Annotated in this window: 21 protein-coding genes; 18 read left to right on the top strand and 3 right to left on the bottom strand. The window is 65.0% G+C overall.

Annotated elements, in window-relative coordinates; all coding sequences use genetic code 11:
- Positions 1-31: 31 nt before the first annotated feature.
- Complete coding sequence (locus tag DCG74_RS33675; RefSeq protein WP_172787426.1) at positions 32-481, bottom strand: cupin domain-containing protein; 450 nt, start codon at positions 479-481, stop codon at positions 32-34.
- Positions 482-618: 137 nt separating this feature from the next.
- Here DCG74_RS33675 and DCG74_RS33670 point away from each other — a divergent pair, with 137 nt between their 5' ends.
- From DCG74_RS33670 to DCG74_RS33585, 18 genes are all read left to right on the top strand, one after another.
- Positions 619-1,644 (top strand): ABC transporter substrate-binding protein, encoded by a 1,026-nt coding sequence (locus tag DCG74_RS33670; RefSeq protein WP_172787425.1) that lies wholly within the window; start codon positions 619-621, stop codon positions 1,642-1,644.
- Between the two features lie 28 nt (positions 1,645-1,672).
- Positions 1,673-2,377: an NUDIX hydrolase gene (locus DCG74_RS33665; protein WP_172787424.1), complete on the top strand. Its 705-nt coding sequence runs from the start codon at positions 1,673-1,675 to the stop codon at positions 2,375-2,377.
- Between the two features lie 93 nt (positions 2,378-2,470).
- Positions 2,471-3,793 (top strand): ABC transporter substrate-binding protein, encoded by a 1,323-nt coding sequence (locus tag DCG74_RS33660; RefSeq protein WP_172787423.1) that lies wholly within the window; start codon positions 2,471-2,473, stop codon positions 3,791-3,793.
- Between the two features lie 12 nt (positions 3,794-3,805).
- The gene (locus tag DCG74_RS33655) at positions 3,806-4,573 is read left to right on the top strand and encodes an ABC transporter ATP-binding protein (RefSeq protein ID WP_172787422.1); all 768 of its coding nucleotides are present in this window, start codon (positions 3,806-3,808) and stop codon (positions 4,571-4,573) included.
- Between the two features lie 3 nt (positions 4,574-4,576).
- Positions 4,577-5,281 (top strand): ABC transporter ATP-binding protein, encoded by a 705-nt coding sequence (locus DCG74_RS33650; RefSeq protein ID WP_172787421.1) that lies wholly within the window; start codon positions 4,577-4,579, stop codon positions 5,279-5,281.
- Between the two features lie 5 nt (positions 5,282-5,286).
- Positions 5,287-6,168 carry a branched-chain amino acid ABC transporter permease gene (locus tag DCG74_RS33645; RefSeq protein ID WP_036006719.1) on the top strand — a complete coding sequence of 294 codons (882 nt, stop codon included), beginning with the start codon at positions 5,287-5,289 and terminating at the stop codon, positions 6,166-6,168.
- Positions 6,165-7,184 carry a branched-chain amino acid ABC transporter permease gene (locus DCG74_RS33640; protein WP_172787420.1) on the top strand — a complete coding sequence of 340 codons (1,020 nt, stop codon included), beginning with the start codon at positions 6,165-6,167 and terminating at the stop codon, positions 7,182-7,184. The genes DCG74_RS33645 and DCG74_RS33640 overlap by 4 nt, the downstream gene beginning before the upstream one ends.
- Positions 7,144-8,073 carry a polyphosphate kinase 2 family protein gene (locus DCG74_RS33635; RefSeq protein WP_172787419.1) on the top strand — a complete coding sequence of 310 codons (930 nt, stop codon included), beginning with the start codon at positions 7,144-7,146 and terminating at the stop codon, positions 8,071-8,073. Before DCG74_RS33640 ends, DCG74_RS33635 begins: the two co-directional genes overlap by 41 nt.
- Complete coding sequence (locus DCG74_RS33630) at positions 8,070-9,107, top strand: patatin-like phospholipase family protein (RefSeq protein WP_172787418.1); 1,038 nt, start codon at positions 8,070-8,072, stop codon at positions 9,105-9,107. Before DCG74_RS33635 ends, DCG74_RS33630 begins: the two co-directional genes overlap by 4 nt.
- A 796-nt stretch (positions 9,108-9,903) precedes the next feature.
- Entirely contained in the window at positions 9,904-12,228 is a 2,325-nt protein-coding gene (locus tag DCG74_RS33625; RefSeq protein ID WP_172787417.1) for a mechanosensitive ion channel domain-containing protein, read from the top strand.
- Positions 12,229-12,692: 464 nt separating this feature from the next.
- Positions 12,693-14,288, top strand: a complete 1,596-nt coding sequence (locus tag DCG74_RS33620; protein WP_172787529.1) for an NAD-dependent malic enzyme — start codon at positions 12,693-12,695, stop codon at positions 14,286-14,288.
- A gap of 307 nt (positions 14,289-14,595) precedes the next feature.
- Positions 14,596-14,988, top strand: coding sequence for a BlaI/MecI/CopY family transcriptional regulator (locus DCG74_RS33615; RefSeq protein WP_172787416.1), 393 nt, complete (start codon positions 14,596-14,598; stop codon positions 14,986-14,988).
- Positions 14,985-17,504, top strand: coding sequence for a M56 family metallopeptidase (locus tag DCG74_RS33610; protein WP_172787415.1), 2,520 nt, complete (start codon positions 14,985-14,987; stop codon positions 17,502-17,504). Before DCG74_RS33615 ends, DCG74_RS33610 begins: the two co-directional genes overlap by 4 nt.
- 165 nt (positions 17,505-17,669) lie before the next feature.
- Complete coding sequence (locus DCG74_RS33605; RefSeq protein ID WP_172787414.1) at positions 17,670-19,124, top strand: DUF1800 family protein; 1,455 nt, start codon at positions 17,670-17,672, stop codon at positions 19,122-19,124.
- A gap of 2 nt (positions 19,125-19,126) precedes the next feature.
- Positions 19,127-20,377 (top strand): DUF1501 domain-containing protein, encoded by a 1,251-nt coding sequence (locus tag DCG74_RS33600; RefSeq protein ID WP_172787413.1) that lies wholly within the window; start codon positions 19,127-19,129, stop codon positions 20,375-20,377.
- A gap of 175 nt (positions 20,378-20,552) precedes the next feature.
- On the top strand, positions 20,553-21,722 hold the full coding sequence (locus DCG74_RS33595) for a serine hydrolase (RefSeq protein WP_172787412.1): 1,170 nt from the start codon (positions 20,553-20,555) through the stop codon (positions 21,720-21,722).
- 168 nt (positions 21,723-21,890) lie between these two features.
- Positions 21,891-22,403 (top strand): septal ring lytic transglycosylase RlpA family protein, encoded by a 513-nt coding sequence (locus DCG74_RS33590; RefSeq protein WP_172787411.1) that lies wholly within the window; start codon positions 21,891-21,893, stop codon positions 22,401-22,403.
- 100 nt (positions 22,404-22,503) lie between these two features.
- Positions 22,504-22,659 carry a hypothetical protein gene (locus DCG74_RS33585; protein ID WP_172787410.1) on the top strand — a complete coding sequence of 52 codons (156 nt, stop codon included), beginning with the start codon at positions 22,504-22,506 and terminating at the stop codon, positions 22,657-22,659.
- Positions 22,660-22,928: 269 nt separating this feature from the next.
- On the opposite strand, the gene DCG74_RS33580 is transcribed toward DCG74_RS33585, so the two are convergent.
- Both DCG74_RS33580 and DCG74_RS33575 read right to left on the bottom strand, forming a co-directional pair.
- Positions 22,929-23,234 (bottom strand): hypothetical protein, encoded by a 306-nt coding sequence (locus DCG74_RS33580; RefSeq protein ID WP_172787409.1) that lies wholly within the window; start codon positions 23,232-23,234, stop codon positions 22,929-22,931.
- 84 nt (positions 23,235-23,318) lie between these two features.
- Positions 23,319-23,591 carry a hypothetical protein gene (locus tag DCG74_RS33575; RefSeq protein WP_172787408.1) on the bottom strand — a complete coding sequence of 91 codons (273 nt, stop codon included), beginning with the start codon at positions 23,589-23,591 and terminating at the stop codon, positions 23,319-23,321.
- Positions 23,592-23,642: the final 51 nt, after the last annotated feature.

Raw genomic sequence — 23,642 nt, 5'->3', positions numbered from 1 at the left:
GCAAGCAAGAGGGAGAGGTGAACGCAAGAGTTCAATCCAGCAGCTTGGTGTCGTCAGGAGCTTGCGGCGGCGTCTTGATCGCGATCGCCTTGACTTGGCCGCTGATCGGCTTGGTGCCGCCATGCGGCGTGCCCTTGGGGATGATGACGAGGTCGCCGGGCTTCACCGTCACCTCCTTGTCGCCAAGCCAGATCGTGCCGGTGCCGTCCAGGATGTACTGGATCTCGTTGGTGTTGGGATGCAGGTGCTTGGGCACGTTGCCGACCTGGATCGAGACGGTGGCGCCATCCGCGCTCGCGAACATCTTGGAGCGGTAGCCGACCGCGTTGGCGGGCCCGAGCGCATCGCCCTCCATCTCGCCGGTGTGGATGAGCTGCGCGGTGATATTCTCGGCGGCGAGCGCCGGCCGGAGCAGGTGGGTGGCGCCGCATCCGGCGGCAAAGGCGGCGGCGATCGACAGGCTGGCTGCAAGGCGATTCATGGATGATCTCCCTATCAGGAATTGTTCTTGTTTGGGCATGCTATTGCGCCGAAGGGCTGATGGCCAGCCCGCTCAGGCAGTGCTTCTCAAGCCAGCCTCGCTGCTCTATGGTGCCGCCGGCCGAACGGAGGAAACCAATGAAGAACACGATTGCTAGGCTCGCGGGCGCGCTGCTCGCGCTGACGCTCACCACCTCGTTTGCCGCGGCGCAAAGCAAAGTCACCATCGCGGTCGGCGGCGGCTCCTGCCTATGTTATCTGCCGACGGTGCTGGCCAGGCAGCTCGGCGAATACGACAAGGCCGGCGTCAATGTCGAGCTGGTCGACCTCAAGGGCGGTTCGGACGCGCTGAAAGCCGTTCTCGGCGGCAGCGCCGACGTGGTCTCCGGCTATTTCGACCATTGTGTCAATCTCGCCGCCAAGAAGCAGGAGCTGCAGTCCTTCGTGGTCTATGACCGCTATCCCGGCCTCGTGCTGGTGGTCGCGCCCTCGCGCACCAACGACATCAAGTCGGTCAAGGATCTCGCCGGCAAGAAGGTCGGCGTCAGTGCGCCCGGCTCCTCCACCGACTTCTTCCTGAAATACATGCTCAAGAAGAACGGGCTCGATCCCACCAGTGCCGCCGTGATTGGCGTCGGCCTCGGCGCCACTGCGGTGGCCGCGATGGAGCAGGGCCAGATCGACGCGGCGGTGATGCTCGATCCGTCCGTGACCGTGCTGCAGGGCAGCCACAAGGATCTGCGCATTCTCTCGGACACCCGCACCCAGAAGGATACGCTGGAGACCTTCGGCGGCGAATATCCGGGCGGCGCGCTGTATTCGACCGCGGCCTGGGTCAACAGTCACGAGAAGGAGGCACAGGCGCTCACCAATGCGATCGTCGCTACGCTCGCCTGGATCCATTCGCATACGCCCGAGGAGATCATGGCGAAAATGCCGGAGGAGACCGTCGGCAAGAACAAGGATCTCTATCTTGCCGCACTGAAGAACACGATCCCGATGTATTCCGAGACCGGCAAGATGGACCCGAAGGGCGCCGACGCCGTGCTTGCGGTGTTCAGTGTCGGCTCGCCCGAGGTGGCGAACGCCAAGATCGACGTCAGCAAGACCTTCACCAACAAATTCGTCGAGCAGGCCAAGAAGACCACGGGAAGCGCCAAATAGCCGGCGCGAAGGCGTGGTATCAGGCGTCATGACGTCACCAATCATTCATCGCGTCGCGACGCTTGATCTTGCGGTGCGGCCGATCGTGTGGCCGTTCGCCGAGGAACGGCGCGCCGAGATCGCGGCGCATTTCGCCGAGAAGCAGCGCGAGCGGCCGAAAATCTGGAACGGCCGCGTCCTGCTCGGGCGCGACGCCGTGTTCAACGACGGCCATCTGACGGCGACCTATTTCGAGACCGATTTCGCAAGCTTCCTCGCCTGGCGCGACTGGGGCTTTCCCGACAAGGCCGTGTTCAACGGCTTTGGCATGGGGGCGTTGCGCGCCTCCGACGGCGCCTTCATCATGGGCGAGATGGCGCCCCACACCGCCAATGCTGGCCGCATCTATTTCCCCTCGGGAACGCCTGATCTCGACGACGTCAGGAACGGCGCGCTCGACATTCCCGGCAGCGTCGTCCGCGAGCTCGGAGAGGAGACCGGCCTGACCGCGGCCGACTATCGGATCGAGCCGGGCTGGCATTGCGTGGTCACCGGCCCCACGATCGCGATGCTGCAGGTCATCAACCTGGACATGCCGGGCGATGTGGCCCGCGCCCGGATCGAAGCCAACCTTGCGCGCGAGACCGAGCCGGAGCTGTCGGCCATTCATCTCGTGCGCGGGACCAGCGATCTCAGGCCGTCCATGCCGCGATTTGTCACGGCCTTCATCGAGCAGCAGTGCGCAGCGCGCTAACGCGCGAGGCTTGACATCGCCGCGCGCAGCCCATGTGATGGGCCGAAGAAATTGCACCAAGAATGCAATGCACAATGGTCCAGGGAGGTTTTGATGCGCCTGCGCATGGCTGCCCGCTTGGTACGTGGGCTGTTGGTCGCGATATCAGCGACGGGCTTGGCGGTGTCTGCCGAGGCCCAAGACAAGGCTCAAGAGAAGAAGCTCAAGATCGGCGTCATCTATGATCTGACGGGTCCGCTCGCCGGCGGCGGTTCGGAGCTGCAATATACCGGCGCAAGGATCATGCTGGATCAGTACAGCGCGAAGGACGTCGAAGGCTACAAGATCGAGGCGATCTATGCCGATGCTCAGAGCAAGCCGGACGTCGCCATCAACGAAGCGATCCGTTTGATCGAGCAGGAAAAGGTCGACATGCTGCTCGGCTTCTTCTCCTCGGCGCAATGCGTGCCGGTGGCAGCGCGCGTCGAGCAGCTGAAGAAGTTCATGTGGATCACGACCTGCATTTCGTCGGCGGTGCTGGAGAACAAGAACTACAAATACGTGTTTCGCCCGCAGGCCTCCGGCGATCAGTTCGGCATGATGACGATGGACTTCATCGCGCAGAACGCGAAGGAAAAGTTGGGCAAGGACCCGAAGGACCTGCGGGTCGCCATCATCCACGAGGACGGCGCCTACGGCGTCGACGTTGCCAAAGGCAACGAGGCCGGCGCCAAGAAGGCCGGTTTCAACATCGTGCTCAGAGAGGGCTATTCGGCGACGGCACCGGATTTGTCTGCGCTGGTCACCAAGCTGAAGCGGGCCAAGCCGGATGTGGTCTTCCATACCGGCTACAATCCCGACATCACCCTGTTGCTCCGGCAAGCCCGCGAGCAGGGGCTGAAGTTCGGCGCACTGGTAGGACATGGCGCCGGCTACGGGGTCTATGAGAAGCTGAAGGAAGGCCTGGGCGCCGATGCCAACTACGTCTTCAACACCGATCCGATCTCGATCTGGCTCGCCAACCAGAAGACCATGGATCCGAAGCTGCCGCCGGTGATCAAGGCGGTTGGCGAGGAGTTCGACAAGCGCAAGCCGGGCGTCGCAATCCGTTCGGCCCATGTCGGCATGGCTGCGTCCAATACCTACTTGTTCCTCACCGACGTGCTGCCGCGCGCAATCAAGAAATATGGCGGCGTCGATCCCGACTCGCTGCGCAAGGCAGCACTGGACACCGACATACCCGAAGGCGGCACCATGCTCGGCTTCGGCGTCAAATTCCACGGCGAGGGCTCGCCAATGGCCGGCCAGAACGAGCGCTCGTTCCCGGTCGTGATCCAATACGTCGACGACAAGTCCTATGTGGTGTGGCCCAAGAGCCAGGCGCAGCGCGAGGCTGTGCTGCCGCTACCGAAGGGCACCACCTACAGCAACCAGTAGCGGAGTGCTCCGGTGTTGGAAGTCAGGGGACTGGTGAAGCGGTTTGGCGGCTTCACCGCCGTGAACAACGTGTCGTTCCGGGTCGACCAGGGCGAGATCCTCGGCCTGATCGGCCCCAACGGCTCGGGCAAGAGCACGATCTTCAACATGCTCTCCGGCACGCTGGCGCCGACCTCCGGATCGATCCTGTTCGCCGGGCACGAGATCGCGGGCCTTGCACCGCACCGGATCATCAACAGCGGCATCGGGCGGACCTTCCAGATCCCGCGGCCGTTCCGTCGCCTCAGCATTTTCGAGAACGTCGCGCTTGCCGGCTTCTACGGCCAGGGCCGCCACAGCCGCGCCAAGGCGGAGGAGGCGGCCGAGCGCTCGCTGGCGATGGTCGGCCTGCCGACCGACCGCCATGCCAGCGTCGATGGGCTCGGCGCAGCGGGGTTGAAGAAGCTCGAGCTGGCGAAGGCGCTTGCCACCGCGCCAAAGCTATTGCTCGCCGACGAGAGCCTCGGTGGGCTCGACGAGGCCGAGATGGATCAGGCCGCGGACATGCTGCGCAACATCCGCGACGAGCTCGGCATCACCATCATCTGGGTCGAGCACATCATGGGCGTGTTGATGCGCGTCGTCGACCGCGTCATGGTGCTCGATCACGGCGAGAAGATCTCGGAAGGCCTGCCGAGCGCGGTCGCCGGCGATCCGCGCGTCATCGAGGTCTATCTCGGCACGGACGCCGAGACCACGCAGGCCGCGGCCGCCGAAGTGCGCCGCCGCTCAGGGGGCTAGGCGATGCTGGAGCTTCGCGGCGTCAATGCCGGCTATGGCACCTTCCAGGCGCTGTTCGACGTCGATCTCGACGTGAAGGCCGGCGAAGCCGTGGGCGTCATCGGCCCCAACGGCGCCGGCAAGACCACCTTGATGCGCGTCATCTCCGGCCTGATCCGTCCCTCCCGCGGATCGATCAAGATGGAAGGCGTCGACGTCGTCGCGACCCCGCCGCACAAGATCGTCAGCCTCGGCATTGCGCATGTGCCGGAGAACCGGCGGCTGTTTCCACAGCTGACGGTCGACGACAATCTCAAGATGGGTGCCTTCATGAAAGAGGCGCGGGACCACTACGCCGAGCGGCTGGAGGTGGTGTTCGACCTGTTTCCGCGCCTGAAGGAACGCCGTCACCAGATGGCCGGCACCATGTCCGGCGGCGAGCAGCAGATGTGCGCCATCGGCCGTGCGATGATGTCCAATCCAAAACTGTTGCTGCTCGACGAACCCTCGGCGGGGCTGGCGCCGGTGGTGGTGCAGCAGGTGTTCGAGCTGGTGAAGCGGATCCGCGCCAGCGGGCTGACGGTGCTGATCGTCGAGCAGAACGTGCAGCAGGTGCTGAAGGTGGTCGACCGCGCCTATCTGATCGAGGCGGGCACGATCCGCGCGTCCGGCACCTCGGCCGAGATGCTGGCGAGCGACACGGTCAAGGAAGCTTATCTCGGGGTGTGATGGGCATGCAGGCGTTCCTGGACGTATTCGACATCTACCTGCTGGAGGCCGTCATCAACGGCATCCTGCTCGGCGGCGTGCTGGCGCTGCTTGCGCTCGGGCTCAACCTGATCTTCGGCGTCATCGATGTGACCTGGATCTGCTACGCCGAACTCGTCATGATCGGCATGTACGGCATGTATTTCATGGTGCAGTATTACGGCGTCAGCTATTTCGTTGCTGCCCCGCTCACCATCCTGCTGGTCGCTGTGCTCGGCGCGGCGCTGCACTACCTCGTGATCGCGCCGCTGCTGACCGCACCACCGATCAACCAGCTGCTCGCGACCGGCGGGGTGCTGTTCGTGCTGCAGAGCTTTGCCACCGTCGCCTTCGGCATTGACTTCCGCAATCTCGGCATCCGCCTGCCGGTGCTCGCCTTCGGCGACATGAATTTCAGCTACGCGCGACTGCTCTCGTTCGTCGCCGCGCTGGTCGGCATGGTCGCGGTCTATCTGTTCATGACCCGCACCTTCACCGGCACTGCGATCCGCGCCATCTCGCAGGACCGGCAGATCATGGCGCTGATGGGTGTCGACACCAAGCGGATCTACCTGATCACGTCGGCGCTCGGCGGCGCGCTCGCCGGCCTCGCCGCTTGCCTCCTGGTGCTGCAATATGACGTGCATCCCTTCGTCGGCCTGTCCTTCGGGCCGATCACCTTCCTGATCTGCGTGCTCGGCGGCCTCGGCAATTTCATCGGCGGCTTCATCGCCGCCTTCGTGTTCGCCGAGATCATCTCGCTCGGCGGCCTGTTCTCCGACCTCGAATGGGGCTATGTGCTCGCCTTCGCGTTCTTCATCGTCATGATGTTCATCCGGCCCGCGGGCCTGCTTGCGAGGCGCCGATGATGGGGCAGGGACGGCTTGCGGCGTGGGGGATCGGACTGGCGGCGCTGGTCGCGCTGCCCTTCGTCTATCGCGATCCCTATCATCTGCACATCCTGGTGCTGATCTTGATCTGGTCGTTCGCCTATACGTCCTGGTCGATGATGGGGCGGTTCGGCCTCGTCTCGCTCGGCCATGGCGGCTTCATGGGGATCGGCGCTTACGTCACCGCGCTGTTGTGGAATCACGCAGGTTTGTCGCCCTGGATCGGCATTCCCATCAGCATGGCGGCGGCCGGCGCGCTGGCGATGATCGTCGGCTATCCCTGCTTCCGCTTTCGAATCACCGGGCACTATTTCGTGCTGGTGACGCTGGCGCTGTCAGGCATCGTGCTCCAGGTCATCACCGCGACGCGCGACTATACCGGCGGCTCGCTCGGCTACACCCCGAACCGCGCGTCCGGCAACAAGCTGCTGGCGCTGCAATTCGACGACAAGACCACCTGGTACCTGATCGCGCTGGCGGTCTGGCTGTTTGGCATCGTGGTCTGGCACTGGGTCGACCGCAGCATGGCGCGCTATGCGCTGGAGGCGATCTCGGAGGACGAGGACGCCGCGGCCGCGGCCGGCGTCGACGTCACCGCCGAGAAGCTGAAGATCACGCTGCTCAGCGCGCTGATGACGGCGCTGGCGGGCGCGATCTACTGCCAGTACCAGATGTTCATCACCCCCGACACGGTCAGCGGCATCGCGGTCTCGCTGCAGATGGTGTTCGCCGCGATCGTCGGCGGGCTGTTCGTCTCGCTCGGCCCGACCGTCGGGGCCATCATCACCATTCTGCTGGCGGAAACGCTGCGCATCGGTTTCGGCACCAAGGCGGTCGGCTGGGACAACCTCGTCTACGGCGTGCTGCTCGTGCTGTTCATCATATTCCTTCCCAAGGGCATCCTTGGTAGCTTGCTCGACCGACTGAAGTTGCAACGCAAGGTGCCCCGCGCTCATGAGCAAAAAGCCGTCCAAGTCGCTCGCCCAGGAGCTTGACCGCTACATCAAGCCGTTCCGCTATGATGGCTCGGGCAAGTTTCACCTCAAGGATCACAAGACCGACGAGAAGGGTGATCTCGACAAGGAGAAGGCGCTCGCGATTCTCGACGCCAACAAGAAGCGGCTGATCGCGTTTCAGGAGAAGCTTTACGCGCAGGACCGCTGGTCGCTCCTGATCGTGTTCCAGGCGATGGACGCCGGCGGCAAGGACTCTGCGATCAAAGCGATCTTCGAGGGCATCAATCCGCAGGGCTGCGAAGTCACGGCCTTCAAGGCGCCGAGCAGCAAGGAGCTCGACCACGACTTCCTCTGGCGTCATGCGGTCGCGCTGCCCGAGCGCGGCCATATCGGCATCTTCAACCGCTCGCATTACGAGGAATGCCTGGTGACGCGTGTGCATCCAGAGATTCTCGCGAAGGAGAAGCTGCCGCCCAGGCTCGTCACCAAGAACATCTGGAAGGAGCGGTTCGAGGACATCTCCGCCTTCGAGCGCTATCTCTGCCGCAACGGCACCGTGGTGCTGAAGTTCTTCCTCAACGTGTCCAAGGAAGAGCAGCGCGAGCGCTTCCTCGAGCGGCTGGAGGACCCGGCCAAGCAGTGGAAGTTCTCCATGGACGACATCAAGGAGCGCGCGCTGTGGCCGCGCTACCAGGCGGTCTACCAGGACATCGTCCGGCACACGGCGACGTCGCATGCGCCCTGGTACGTCGTGCCGGCCGACCACAAATGGTTCGCTCGCGTCGTGATCGGCTCGGTGATCAATGCCGAGCTCGAAAAGCTCGACCTGCGTTTCCCCCGTGCCGACAAGGCCTCGCTGGAGGAGTTCAAGCAGGTGCGCAAGGCGCTGGAGAAAGAGGGGACGGGAGGCAGGAAGCGAGCAAAGTGACAGCCAGCGGGACCACCAATTGCAAGAACGTCAACTTCGCGCTCCAGGGCGGCGGCGCGCACGGCGCCTTCGTCTGGGGCGTGCTCGACCAGGTGCTCGAGGACGGCAGGCTCGCGATCGAGGCGATCAGCGCGACCAGTGCCGGCGCGATGAATGCGGTGGCGATGGCCTCCGGCATGGCGCATGGAGGCGCCGAGGCCGCGCGGGAGAGCCTGCACGCGTTCTGGTACGAAGTGTCGCGCATGGACATGGCGTACGATCTGATGTCGCCGCTGAACCAGTGGATCCAGGCCCTGAAGCTGCCGCCGGAATATCATCCGGTCCACGCATTTATCCACACGCTGACGCACACGCTGCCGCCGAACCTGCTCAATCCCTTTCATTTCAATCCGCTCCGCGCGCTGCTGCAGCGCGTGGTCGATTTCGACCGGCTCAATTCCTCGCCCGAGGCGCCGCAGCTGTTTCTCAACGCCACCAACGTCCGTACCGGCAAGATCAAGGTGTTCCAGAGCCCGCTTCTCACGGCGGACACCGTGCTCGCGTCGGCCTGCCTGCCACCCTATTTCCAGGCGGTCGAGATCGATGGCGAGCATTACTGGGACGGCGGCTATCTCGGCAATCCCGCGATCTATCCGTTGATCTACCGCAAGGGCAGTCACGACGTCATCATCGTGCAGGTGACGGCAATCCGCCGCGACGAGCTGCCGGCCAGTGCCGCCGACGTCCTCCACCGTATCAACGAGATCAGCTTCAATTCGTCCTTGATGCGCGAGATGCGCGCGATCGCGTTCGCTACCCGGCTGATCGACGACGGCGAGCTCGACAGCAACAAGCACAGCCGCATGTACATGCATTGGATCGGCAACGACCAATTGATGTCGCAGCTCGGCACCGCCACGCAATTCCACCCCGAATGGAGCCTGTTGTGCCGCCTGCGCGACGAGGGCCGCGAGGCGGCGCGAGGCTGGCTGGCACGAAACTTCGACCAGATCGGAAAGGCCTCGACGGTCGACCTGGCGGATATGTTTCTCTAGGCTGCCGCCGGCCATCGGCAAAAAAGTGCGAAAACAACCCCATGCACAGTAGCCGGCCATAGCAGAATCAACGGCTTGCAGGGGTCGCTGCTTTGTAATGCGGATTTTACGAAGCAGGTTTGACTCGTCGGGCAAAACAGGAGCATGATGCCACCATTCCCCCTGCCTTCTGAAATTCCTCAATGGGCGCGGAAGCGATTTGCACAGCGGACCTTCCAGCGGAACTCGGGTCGTCAAATGTGATCGTCAGATCATTGATCCTGCTTGACAGTTTTGTGTCCCAGGAGGAGCATCATAGCGGTCGCAAACCAGCGACGCGCAACGTCCACCTCATGAGCAAGGGGAGGTCTATGACACCACCTCCGCAAATCCAGCCGCGTTAATTGCGATGGAGCTCGTTCGGACTATCGCATAGCGGCGGAAACCGCGAACGGCACGCCGGGACAAGGTTTAGCGGGCTGCATCAGTGAGGCAAAGCCCCTACCTTCCCGGCGCTGTATTTTGGTCACGTCGATCGTGTCGGATGGCCGTGAAGGCTGCCGCAACTCTTGAGATTCCGCCTTTCCTTATCCTCCTGTTCGATCTGCACAAGGGTCTGTGCGCGCAGGCCCGATGGAGTTTCGCCGGGGCGTCAGCTCGCGATCCTGCATTGCGGCAAATGCCAAGAGAATGTCGTCTCAAAGGCCAACTTCCGACACAGGCTGGGGGCGAATAGCTGCGATCCGACATGACGGATGTGCTTCGGCGGTGACGGCCACGACACCGCGGGCGCATTCATTTTTTCCAGGGAATCTGCGTGTCGCAAAAGCTTGTCCCGGCGCTTCTCGCCGCTCTTTTCCTCGCGATCTCGTCTCTCTCCTGCGCCCGTGCCGATGCGCCGGCCGCGGGCGGTGCCGCCGCGCTATCGCCTGACGAAGCCAGGCGTGCGTTGGACACGCTCCAGGACGACAAGAAGCGCGCGCAGATGATCGATACGCTCCGTGTGATCGCCAACGCATCGGGTTCGCAGCAGCCCGCGCCGGAGGCGAAATCGCCGATCCCGCTGGCGGCCGATGGCCTTGGCGCGCAACTCCTGCTCACGGTGTCGGAGGAGATCCAGGAGATATCGAGCGAGATCGCCGGCATGGCACGGACGCTCACCCACTTTCCGGCCTTCTACTACTGGATCATGCGCACCGCGAACGATCCCGCGGCTTACAATCTCCTGATCGAGATCGCCTGGAAGCTGGCGCTGCTGCTGGGCTGCGCCCTCTCGGCCGAATGGGTCATCTTCCGCCTGATCCGCCGGCCGGTCGCGTTCCTGGAGGGGCGCGTGCCGCAAACCGCGCGCCTGCCGGCCCAGGCGCTGCCGCTTGCCGATCCGCCATCATCGGTCGCGGACGTCACGCCCGAGCCGGAGCTGCACAAGCGACGCCACAGTCTCGCGCGCGTCTGGCAGATCATGCTGCGTCTGCCCTTCGTGCTCGGGCGTTTCGTGCTCGAGCTGCTTCCCGTGCTCGTCTTCGTCGCCGTCGCCACCGCGCTGCTCGGAACGGAGCTCGGCGAGCCCGCGATTGTCCGTCTCGTGATCCTCGCCGTCGTCAACGCTTATGCGTTCTCGCGCGGGCTGATCTGCCTGGTCCGGGCGCTGGCGGGGCCGTTCGGGCTGTTTCCGGTGCGCGCGGAGACCGCGGCCTATATCGAGATCTGGGCGCGCCGCATCGTCGGCGTCGGCGTCTCCGGCATCGCCTTTGCCAATGTGGCGCTGCTGCTCGGCCTGCACCGCGCCGGCTACGCCGCGCTGCTGCGCATGGTGATGCTGGTCGTGCACCTCTTCATCGCCGTCATCGTCCTGCAATGCCGCCGCCAGGTCGCCGATGCCATCCGCGCGCCGGCCGAGCGGAAGGGAATTGCGGCCCGTTTGCGCAACCGCATCGCCGGCGGCTGGCACTATCTTGCCATCGCGCTCGACCTCGCGCTCTGGGCGGTGTGGGCGCTCAACATCCGCAACGGCTATTCGCTGCTGCTGCAATATTTCGTCGGCACCATCGCGGTGGCGCTGATCACGCGTGTCGTCATCATGCTGACGCTGAGCCTGATCGATCGCGGCTTCCGCATCAAACCGGAGATCCTCCAGCGCTTTCCCGGCCTCGAGATCCGTGCCAACCGCTATCTGCCGCTGCTGCGCAGGATCGTATCCGGCGTGATCGCCTTCATCGGCTTCGTGGCGGTGCTCGAAGTCTGGGGCGTGGACGCGATCGTCTGGTTCTATGGCGGCCAGATCGGCAGCCGGCTGATCTCGGCCGTGGTGACCATCGGCCTCGCCGTGCTCATCGCAGCGGCCATCTGGGAAGCCAGCAACGCGCTCCTGGACCGCCAGATCAATACGCTGACGCGGGACGGGCACTATGCCCGCGCGGCGCGGCTGCGCACCTTCCAGCCGATGCTGCGCACCGCACTGCTGTGCCTGATCGCGACCGTCGTCGGCCTCACCGCGTTGAGCGAGATCGGCGTCAATGTCGCCCCGCTGCTGGCGGGCGCCGGCATCGTCGGCATCGCGATCGGCTTCGGCTCGCAGAAGCTGGTGCAGGATCTCATCACCGGCCTGTTCCTGTTGCTGGAGAATACGGTGCAGGTCGGCGACACCGTCAGCGTGTCGGGGCTGTCGGGCGTCGTCGAGAACGTCTCGATCCGCACCATCCGCCTGCGCGCGGGTGATGGCGCCGTGCACATCGTGCCGTTCAGCGCGGTCACCACCATCACCAATGCCAGCCGCGGCGCCGGCAATGCCTCGGTGAGCGTCAACGTCGCCTACAAGGAAGACACCGATCGCGCCGGCCAGATCCTCAAGGACATCGTCGACGAGATGCGCCGCGAAGCGGACTTCCGCGCGCTCATCCGCGGCGACCTCGAGCTGTGGGGCATCGACAAGGTCGACGGCGCGATGGTGTCGATCGTCGGCCAGATCCGCTGCACCGAGGCCGGCCGCTGGCCGGTGCAGCGCGAATTCAACCGTCGCATGAAGCTGCGCTTCCAGCAGAACGGCATCGAGGTCGCATCCGCGACGCAGACGATCCTGATGCATATCGCGCCGTCGGGAGATGGCGCCGCCAATCTAATGCCAAGGCGGGCAGCAGGATAAGCAGGCGATCGCATATCAGTTCTTGGCGGCGGCCTGAGCGCGCGCCTCGTCCTTCGTGACAGCGCTAGGCGCCTGCTCAGGATGAGGCTAATCGGCGTCGGTGCCCGTTGATCCTGATGTCGCGCACTCCGTCCTCAACCTGAGGGCCCGCCCACGGCGGGCGTCTCGAAGGATGGCCGCGGGCGAGAATAGGGGCTCCATGGTTCGTGACGGCGCTGACGCGCCTCCCCACCATGAGGAGTTAGAGGCCTGCCGCGTTAACCTTTCGCGCGCAACTGCCAGTCGTTTGCGCAAGTCTCGCTGCGGTGCGAGATCACAATCGGCGCCGTGGTCTCTCCGTCCTTGATCTGAATGGAGCACTGGCCGACAATGGCTGCGGTTCAATAAGAAACTCCTTGGGGGAATTCGTGAATAGACCTGCCCGGGTCGTTGCCCAATCGACGTCGTCCAATCCGCAGCAAGGCATGACGCTGCTGCGCGATCCCCTGCTCAACAAGGGCACCGCCTTCACGGAAGCGGAGCGCGAGACGCTCGGCCTGCGCGGCCTGTTGCCGCCATGCGTGCTGACGATGGAGACGCAGGCTCAGCGCGTGCTCACCAATCTGCGCACGCTGCCGACGGATCTGGAAAAATACGTCGCCCTGAACGCGCTGCATGACCGCAACGAGGCGCTGTTCTTCCGCGTCGTCGTCGACAATATCGACGAGATCCAGCCGATCATCTACACGCCGACGGTCGGGCTTGCCTGCCAGAAATACGGCCTGATCTTCCAGCGGCCGCGCGGCATGTTCATCTCTTCGCGCGACCGCGGCCAGATCGCCGAGATCCTGAAGAACTGGCCCTACCAGGCCAGGCTGATCGTCGTCACCGACGGCGAGCGCATTTTGGGACTTGGCGATCTGGGCGCCAACGGCATGGGCATTCCGGTCGGAAAGCTCTCGCTCTACTCGGCCTGCGCCGGCGTGCATCCCGAACTGTGCCTGCCGATCGTGCTCGATGTCGGCACCAACAACGAAGAGTTGTTGAACGATCCCTATTATCTCGGCCTGCGCGAGCGGCGGCTGACGGGCGAGGCCTATGACAGCTTCGTAGACGAGTTCATGCAAGCCGCGCGCAAGACGTTTCCGGGCGTGCTGATCCAGTTCGAGGACTTCGCCAATCATTCGGCGTTCAAGCTGCTGCACAAATATCGCGACGAGGCCTGCGTCTTCAACGACGACATCCAGGGCACCGCGGCGGTGGCGCTCGCCGGCCTGTTCTCGGCCTTGCGCGTCTCCGGCGGCAAGCTGAAGGACCAGAAGATCCTGTTCCTCGGCGCGGGCGAGGCGGCGACTGGCATCGCCGATCTCGTAGTCTCGGCCATGATGGCGGAGGGGGCTTCCGAGGCGGCCGCGCTTCGCCGCAACTGGCTGGTGGATTCCCGCGGTCTCGTCGTCGCGGGGCGCGAGGGTCTGCATGGCCACAAGCTGCGCTATGCGCACACTGACCAGGCGCCGATTGCCGACTTCCTCACCGCGATCAAGACGCTGAAACCGACGGCGATCATCGGCGTCGCCGCGGTCGGCGGCGCCTTCACGCCCGATGTGCTCAAGGCGATGGCCGAGCTCAACGAGCAGCCGATCGTGTTCGCGCTCTCCAACCCGACCTCGAAGGCCGAGTGCTCGGCGGAGGACGCCTATCGCTATACCGAAGGGCGCGCGCTGTTCGCCTGCGGCAGCCCGTACGATCCGGTCAAGCTCAATGGCCGCAGTTTCGTGCCGCGCCAGGGCAACAATTCCTACATCTTCCCCGGCGTCGGTCTCGGCGTCATCGCCAGCGGCTCGCGCCTCGTGACCGACGAGATGTTCATGGCGGCGGCCCATGCGCTCGCCGATTGCGTCGGCAAGGAGGACCTCGCCCAGGGCAGCCTCTATCCGGCACTGCCGCGCATCCGCGAGGTCTCCGTCCGCATCGCGGCGGCGGTTGCGGACGTGGCCTACCAGCGCGGGCTCGCGGACGGACCTGCGCCCAATGACGTGAAGGCCCTCGTTCAGTCGCAAATGTACGAGCCGACGTACTGAGGGCTGATGACTTTTGATTGAGTCGATCTGGCGAACTGGCTCGGTCACCTCTCCCGCTTGCGGGAGAGGTCGGCGCACTTGCGCCGGGTGAGGGCTCTATCCTCTTGGGGAGTCCCACTGCGGAGACACCCTCACCCCGACCCTCTCCCGCAAGCGGGAGAGGGAGCGCACCGTCCGTCCGACTCCCGACGCCCAGTTAGGTCGACCCATCACCACCATCTCAGGTGGAATCGCCATTGTGCTCCGCGGCTGCATATGCGACAGTCTGTAGCGTTACAAGAATACTCAATCCGCAAGGTCAAATACCATGGACGATCGCCTGCCTGAACTCGGCGACCTCGAGCGTGAGGTCATGCAACTGGTTTGGGCCGATGGTCCTGTCACGGCCGAGATCGTACGTGAGCGGTTGTCGCGGCGTCTGAAGGAATCCACGGTGCGCACGGTGCTGCGCCGGCTGGAGGAAAAGGGCTATGTCAACCACACGGTGGACGGTCGCACTTACGTGTACCACGCCGCCGAACCCCGCGCGCGCGTTGCGGCCAAGGCGGTTCAGCGCATCGTCGACTGGTTCTGCAACGGCTCGATCGAGGAGGTCCTCGTCGGCATGATGGACAACAAGATGCTCGACCAGCAGCAATTGCGCTCGCTGGCCGACCAGGTGGCCAAGGCGAAGAAAGCGAGGGGAGTGAAGAAAGAATGATCGCAACTCTGGCGGAGGCGGCGCTGCGCTCCTTTGTGCTGGGAGGCGTCGTCTGGTTCGGTCTCACCCTATTCCGTGTGCGCAATCCGCACGTCCACATGACGGCGTGGGTCGTCGTGCTGATGGCCTCGCTCGCGATGCCATTCGTGATGCATTGGCCGACGCTCACCATCGACCGGCTACCAGCATCGGTGCCGGTGCCGGGCGAATCGTGGCCGGCCGACATCGCGATGCTGGAGATGTCGCAGCCGACCCTGCCGATCGCGCCGGGCGCCGTCGCGGCGCCGCCGGTTGCAAACGGCGTTCTGGTCGACTGGTGGCTGGTGGCGACGATCGTCTATGCCGGCGTCGCCGGCCTGTTGCTGCTGCGGCTCGCCATCGGCCTCGGCCTGACCTGGCGCCTGATGCGTGCGGCGAAGCCGGTGAAAGCTGCGCAGCTGATCGATGCCGACATCCGTGTCAGCCGCGACGTCGGCGGTCCCGTCACCTTCGGCTCGACCATTCTGGTGCCGCCGCAATTTGCAGGCTGGGATGCCAAGAAGCGCCTCGCGGTGCTCGCCCATGAAAGCGCGCATGTCGCCAACCGCGATTTCTACGTCCTGTTGCTTGCTTCGCTCAATCGTGCGGTGTTCTGGTTCAGCCCTTTCTCCTGGTGGCAGCTCGCGCGCCTTGCCGAGCTCGCCGAGATCATCAGCGACGCGCAGGCGATCGAGGTGATCGACGACCGGCTGTCCTATGCGGAGATTCTGCTCGATTTTGCCAGCAGCGTGAAGCCACGCCCGGTGGAGCTTGCGATGGCGCGGGCTTCGACCGTGCGCGCCCGCGTCGAGCGGATCATCGCGGCCGCCGCGATACCCGTGGCGGTCGGCTGGCGCAAGCGGTTGTGGATCGCGGCCGCGATCGTGCCGGCGGTGATCGTGTCGACCGGCATGATCGCCTATCGCACTCCCGACCCCGCGCCCGCTATCGCCGATAGCGGCGAGGTGCCGGCCCAGCATTACCGCCCCTTCGTCAATTTCTACGCCATGGGCCCGGCCTCGGTGTTCGCCATCTTCCGCGAGGGAGACGAGCTCTACGGCCAGGTGACCGGACAGCGGAAATTGCGCCTCTCGGTCGGCAGCGACGGCACGGCGTTCTACCCGGCCTCGTCCGGCGAAATCACGTTCCCCGTCGATGCCGAGCGTCGCTCGGCCGAGCTGACGTTGCGCATGAACGGCCGCGACATTCGCGCGGTTCGTGTCGCGGAGATGCCGGCACCGGCTGCGGAGATCGCGTCGCTCGATCAATATGTCGGCTGGTACCGGCTGGCGCCGAACCGCGTGCTCAGCGTCCGCCGCGACGGCGACCGTCTCTGGCTGCAGGAGACCGGGCAGGGCGCAACGCAGGTGCTCGCCGAGGGCACCGACGCCTTCTCGTTCCGCGGCGACCATCTCGTCGTCTTCCTGCGCGACGAGCAGGCGAAGGTGTCGCGCGTGCTGGTGCAGAACGCGGTTTTCGGTGCCCGCCTCGCGACCCGCGTCGATGCGGCGGTGGCGCAGGCCGTCGAGGCCGACTTCGCGCGCCGCCTCGCCAAGGTCTCCGACCGATTCAGGGAGCAGGTGCCGGTGGCCGGTAGCAAGGAGATGGTCTTGGCCGGCATCGAAGGCTTGCGCCGCGGTACGCCGGACTATGATCGCATGAGCGCGCCGCTCGCGGCCAAGGTCCACCGCTATCTCGCCGAAATGCAAACGACGTTCGTGGCGCTCGGCGCGGTGGAGTCGATCTTCTTCCGCGGCGTCGGCCCGGGCGGCTACGATATCTATGGCGCCAAGTTCGAGAACGGCACGGCTGAATTCCGCCTGCTGCTCGAGCCCGACGGCAAGGCCGGCGACGTCATCTTCCGGGCCGACGGCAATGACGAGCTCGGCGGCATCCTGCCTTGCTCGGAAGAGGCGAACGTGCGCGGCCGCGCCGGCACCTCGCCGATCCGGATCATGGTCTACAATGAGCTCGGCGAGGACATCCGGGTCGTCAATCTCGATGCCGACGGCAATCGCAAGAACCAGAGCGTCGTCAGGTCCAACATGAGCTGGGCGGCCACGACCACCGTGAACAATCCCTGGATGATCGCCGATAAGTCGGGACGGTGCCTGGAAATCCTGATGCCGGGCCGGCAGACGCGCTTCCACAATGTCGAGGCGTCGAACCTCGGCGCAAAGCCGGGGCGTGCCGCGCGCCGCGCTGTTCCGATCGCCAATGGCGAAGAGATGCTGCGCCGTTACATCGAAGATCTCGGCAGGGGACAGCCCGACTACGACCGTATGACGTCGGAAGTAGCCGACATCACGCGTCAGCAATTGCCGTTCGACCAGGCGATCCTGGCGCGACTCGGCGCCTTGCGTGCGGTCTCGTTCCGCGGCGTCACCGCGCTCGACAGCGACATCTATATCGCCCAGTTCGCCAATGGTTCGGCGGAATGGCGGATCGGCGTCAGGAACGGCGTGATCACCAAGATCGCGCTCGGGCCCAACTTTTAGGATCGCGACGCCGTCCGTCGCATCCGACGGGCGGTTCACGATAGCCGGACGGAGATGCCGCAATCTTCGCTTGTCCGGGCGCATCTCGAGTGCTACGATGCGTAGCATTACCGTTCGTAGCCTCGCGCCGCGTGTCGGCAGGCTCGAGAAAAATGGGCGTCCGCCATGAGCAATCCTGCAAGGGCCGAGACCGTGCTTGCGCTGCAGCGCTTCGGCATGGGGCCGCGGCCGGGATCGATCGCCGCAATGGGCTCGGACCCGCGCGGCGCGTTGATCGCCGAGCTCGACCGGCCGCTCACGCTGACCGCCGCCGCTGGGCTTCCCACCAGCGCCAAGGCCTTTCGCACCGTGGCCGACGCCAACGCCCGCCGGACGGCGCGGGTCAAGCAGGCGCAGCAGCAGGCCAAGAAGCAGCAGATGGCGGCGGCCGCGCCGGCGATGTCGGAAGACCAGGCGCAAGGTCAAGTGCAGGACAAGGACGCCGCCGAGATGGCGGCCAAGCAGGCGGCCGACGCCGTTCCCGATCCCGGACGTCCGATGTACTTGCAGGAAGCCAAGCTGCGCACCGAAGCCGCGCTCGCTGCCGAGATCGGTTTTGCCGAGCGGCTGGTGTGGTTCTGGTCCAACCATTTCTGCGTCTCGGCCAACAAGATCCAGAGCATGTCCGGCGCCTATGAGCGCGAGGCGGTTCGCGCCAATGCGCTCGGCCGTTTCGTCGATCTGCTGCTCGCCGTCGAAGGCCATCCGGCGATGCTGTTCTATCTCGACAATCTGGAATCGATGGGCGCCAACTCGATCGCCGGCATCAATCGCAGCCGCGGCCTCAACGAGAACATCGCGCGCGAGATCATGGAGCTGCACACGCTCGGTGTGCGCACCGGATACACCCAGGACGACGTGATCAGCTTCGCCAACGTCATGACCGGCTGGACGCTGGTGCCGCCGGGCGCCGATCCCCAGCACGGCGGCGAGTTCACCTTCAATCCGCGGCTGCACGAGCCAGGCGGCCAGACCGTGCTCGGCAAGCGCTACGAGCAGGAGGATGCCGAGCAGGGCCGCGCCGTGTTGCGCGACCTCGCCGCGCATCCGGCGACCTCAACCCACGTCGCGACCAAGCTGGCGCGGCACTTCGTCGCCGACGAGCCGCCGCCGGCTCTGGTCGAGCAGATGGCCAAGACCTTTCGCGACACCGAGGGCGATCTCAAGCAGGTCGCAATCGCGATGGTGTCGTCGGACGAGGCGTGGCGTGGACCGCCGTCGAAGCTCAAGCGTCCCGGCGAATGGGTCGTCGGCATGGTGCGCGCGACCGGCATCACGGTCGTCGATCCCGTCCTCTACACCGGTGGCCAGCAGCTGCTCGGCGAGCCGCTATGGCGTCCATCATCGCCCAAGGGCTATCCGGACGACGAGGCGAGCTGGATCGACGGTGTCGGCCGGCGGCTCGACGTCGCCAACAATTTTGCCGAGCGCGTCACCGGCATGGCCGATCCGCAAGTCATCATCGAGGACGTCTTTGCATCGGAGATTGCGCCCGAGGTGAAGCAGGCGGTCGACCGCGCCGAGAGCCGCCAGCAGGCGCTCGCGCTGCTGTTCATGTCGGCGGATTTTCAGAGGAGGTGAGCATGGGCCTTGATCGTCATCTGCCCACGCGGCGCGAGCTTCTGGCCGGCTCCGGGGCGCTGTTCGCATGGAGTCAGATGCCGCGGATCGCGCGCGCGGAAGGGCGCGATCCGCGCCTGCTCGTCGTCATCCTGCGCGGCGCGCTCGATGGCTTCGGCGCGGTGGCGCCGGTCGGCGATCCCGACTGGGTCGCCCTGCGCGGCGATCGCGCGCTGCTGCTCGACGGCAAGCCGGCGGCGCTGCCGCTCGATTCCTTCTTCGCGCTCAATCCGGCGATGCCGAACCTGCATCGGCTCTACAAGAGCGGCAAGGCCGCGATCGTCCACGCCACCGCGACGCCCTATCGCGAGCGCTCGCATTTCGACGGCCAGGACGTGCTGGAGAGCGGCTTCACCAGGCCCGGTGCGACCGCTTCGGGATGGCTCAACCGTGCGCTGCTGGCGATGGAGTCCGGCGGGCGGGTCGATCCGCGCGGCAGCCGTGCGCTCGGCATCGGCTCGGTGACGCCGCTGGTGGTGCGCGGCTCCGCGCCAGTGATGACCTGGGTGCCGCAAAAACTCCTGCCGGCGAGCCAGGATACGCAGAACCGCCTGCTCGATCTTTACCAGCACACCGATCCGAAGCTCGCGACCGTGCTGCAGGCGCGCATGAAGCTCGCCTCGCTCGACGGTGCGAGGGGTACGGGCGATCCGATGTCGGACGATCCGACGCTGGCGCCGCCGGGCATTGCGCGCGTGCGCGCCTATTTCACTGAAGCCGCCGGCACCGCCGCGCGCTATCTCGCCAAGCCCGACGGCCCGCGTGTCGGCGCAATGGGTTTCGTCGGCTGGGACACGCACATCGCCGAAGGCGCGGCGTCGGGCCAGCTCTACAATCTGCTCGGCGCGCTCGACGGCGCGTTCGCGGCGATCGAAAGCAACATGGGCGAGGTGTGGCACGAAACCGTGGTCGCCGTCGTCACCGAGTTCGGCCGCACCGCGCGCATCAACGGCACGCAGGGGACGGACCATGGCACGGGCACGGTTGCCTTCCTCATCGGCGGCGGGCTCGCCGGCGGCCGCGTGATCGCAGATTGGCCGGGCCTGAAGGCGGCGCAACTGCTCGACGATCGCGATCTCAAGCCGACCACGGATCTGCGTGCCGTGCTGAAGGGCCTGCTCAGGGATCATCTGCGTGTCGAGGAGAAGGTGCTCGCCGAGACGGTCTTCCCTGATAGCGCCGAAATCAAACCGATGGGAGGCCTCGTGGCCTAAAGAGCGATGTGCACATTGACGCAACGCGAACTTGATTTTCTTGCCAGTCTGAAGACCAGCTGGCGACAGCTCTATTGGCGTGAATTCGCGCGCATCCTTCGAGAGAGCGCGCAGTCGGGCTACGCCAGCGCCGAAATTTGCTCGGCGCCGCGACAGGGGTGACGGGAGACTTCGAATGCGGCGGCGTCAATTCATTTCACTCCTCGGCGGAGCCGCACTCGCGCCGTTCTCTGCGTTGCCGGTCTACGCGAACCCGCCGGAAGGCTGCGGTGGTCCGCTCGATCGGGGCGACGGCTGGCCGGTCGGCTCCGTCAACGACAACAGTCTCGTCAATCGCGAGGCGCTGTGCGGGATGGCGGATCGCCTCGTCTCCAGCGATGCCAACATCCATGCCGTGCTGGTCGCCCGCAATGGCAAGCTGGCGTTCGAGAGCTACTTCAAGGGAGCCGACGAAATTCCCGACTCGATCTACGGCCGCCGTGTGGAAACTCTCGCCTTCGATGCCGACACGCTGCACAACGCGAAGTCGGTCTCGAAGAGCGTTGCGTCACTCGCCGTCGGGATCGCGATCGATCGCGGGCTGATCCGCAGCGTCGACGAACCGATCTTCAGCTTCTTCCCCGAACTGTCCGACCTGCGGTCCCCCGAAAAGGATCGTATCCGGTTGGTGCACGCGCTGACCATGTCGATGGGCCTGAAGTGGATCGAGGCGACTCCTGCAACGGGCGACTACGACAACGACGAGTCGCGCATGCATATGGCATGGGATCCGTGTCGTTACGTTCTCGGTCTTCCCGTGACGGCCGCGCCGGGGCAGGAATTCTTCTATAACACCGGCGCACTCACTCTGGTGTCGGCCATCATCCGCAAGGCGACCGGACGTCCTCTCGATGAATTCGCGCGTGAGGCGTTGTTCGAGCCTTTGGGGATCACCAGCACGACGTGGGCTCGGTACCGTGGAGACACCGATGCGGGAGGAGGGTTGCGACTGCGGCCGCGCGACATGGCAAAGATCGGCCAGCTGGTCCTTGCGGGCGGCCGCTGGAACGGCCGCGGGATCGTTTCCAAGGCCTGGATCGACGCCTCGACTGCTGAGAAGATCAAGGGGACGGACAATCAATCCTACGGATATCTGTGGTGGCTCGGCCAAGCGCGCGTCAACGACCGGAAGATCAACTGGATCGGTGCACTGGGGCGCGGCGGGCAGTCGATCCGCATCGTGCCGGAGCTCGATCTCGTCGTCGCCGTAACGGCGGGCTACTACCAGGACTACAGCTCGCAAGCGTTTCGATTGCAGTTCGGCGTTTTCAGGGACGTCTTGCGCGCGATCCCCCCTCCGGCCTGAGCCGCAGCTGCCGACTCCGGCGGCGGGTTCTGTCCCGATTCAGGACAGTCACTGTGGTGGAATCGTCACAGCTGGCGCGAAACGGCCGCGGCCCCAGAGCCGCTTTTGTTCCGACAAGGTTCTGCCCTCATTCCCCACGGAAACTTGGGGTTGTTCGGAGGGCGCATCATGTCTCGCATTGCAAGTGCCGAAACTGCCCGGATGTCGCTGGCTAGCTCGAGCCGGCTATTGCTCGCGGTCCTGGGGGCCGCATCGCTCGCCGCCTGCGCGCAATCGCCGGTCGGCCGTCAGAAAGCCGATCTCGCCGGAACGACCCGGCAAGCCGCGGTGGAGCGCCCGCACAGGGTGGCGGCGCTGCATCCACGTCCGATCAGCCGGGCGCGCAGCTCCGAGGGTAAACAGACAGCTTCGCACGGCGTCGCGAGCTTCTATTCGGATACGGAGACCGCGAGCGGCGAGAAGTTCGACAAGAACGAATTGACCGCGGCGCATCCCACCCTGCCGTTCGGCACCAAGCTGCGCGTCACCGAGACCTCCTCCGGCCGCTTCGTCACGGTCAGGGTCAACGACCGCGGGCCCTTCGTGCGCGGACGCGTGGTCGACATCTCGCCTTCCGCCGCCGAGGCGCTCGGCATGGTCGACAAGGGCATCACCAATGTCAGGCTCGAGGTCGTGCGATAGGGCACGCGTTGCGAACGATGCGGCGCGCTTAACCGGCTGTTAGCGGCTTTTCGAGCACCATGGCTGTCCGCACAATTCGGGGCTTTGGGGGAGGCGGCGCTTGAACACGATCCAGCATCTCGAAGATCAGGCTGCGCGTGCCGAGCGGCTCGCCAAGCGGATCACGGATACGCTGACGATCGAAAAGCTGCTGACCTTCGCCGGCGAACGCCGCCGCGAGATCGAGGTCATCGCCGGTAAGCACCGCCGCAACTAAGTCCCGCGTTCCATGCTCCGATCGCATCCGCCCTCGCCGGAAGGCGCGGAACTTCTCCTTTTTCCCGGCGTCATTCCGGTGATGCAAGAAGGAGGAGGACATCATGGGTTTTGGACGAGGTGCTTTGCTTTGGTTGCTTGGCGTGCCGCTGCCGATCGTTCTGCTGCTGGCATTGTTCTGGCACCACTGAGGTGACGACACGAAAAGCGCCGCGGGAGCGGCGCTTTTTTGTTGGGCGCGATGTGCAACGTTTGAGGTGCGATGCGCCCTCAGCTATGGCTCTCGACGAAGTCGCTGAGATAGTCGGGCAGCTCTATGCCATAGATGTCGCAGCGTGCCTTTATCGCGCCGGCGACCTCGGTCGAGATGTCTTTGATCCAGTGTTCGAGCGTGTTGAACGAGATCACCTTGACGGGATCGTTGAAGCAGCCAGCGACGAACTCGCCGATGGTGGCTTCGAGATCGCTGCGCTCGATGCGGATTTCAGTCGCAATGTCGAGACGGTCGACGACGACGAAGAGGGTTTGGTCCGCGCCATAGGGCACGACGGGAGATGCAACGCCAGCTTCAAGCATGTGAGGCGCTCACGAGTTGACTTCCGATCTCCGACAACGGGAAAAACCGGAAGAAGGTTCCTACGCACGTGCTTGTGAAGGCCGTCAGAGAAATTCCCGCCAGCGTGATAGTTCGATGACGTGTTCGGGGGAGAGAACGGCGGTAACCAGCGGCGGCTGCGGCGCCGTGCGGATCTCATAGAGATGCCGGGTCGCCGCCGGCTTTTGCATGAAGGCCGAGATGCATTGGTCGAGCGTCCCCTCGCTCACCTGGTAGGGCTCGCGGTCCGGTCGGCGCTGGTTGCCGAGTGACGGCCATTTATGCAGCGCCGCAAGCGCGCCGAAATCGACTTTTGACTCCGCAACAACGTCCCCCATCGCCCTGCCTCACGCAAAAGACGACCCCAGCACACGTGCTCGCGTGCCGGG

It is taken from the genome of Bradyrhizobium sp. WBAH42, assembly GCF_024585265.1.
GTDB lineage: Bacteria > Pseudomonadota > Alphaproteobacteria > Rhizobiales > Xanthobacteraceae > Bradyrhizobium.
This window is presented reverse-complemented; position numbering and strand designations above follow the sequence as displayed.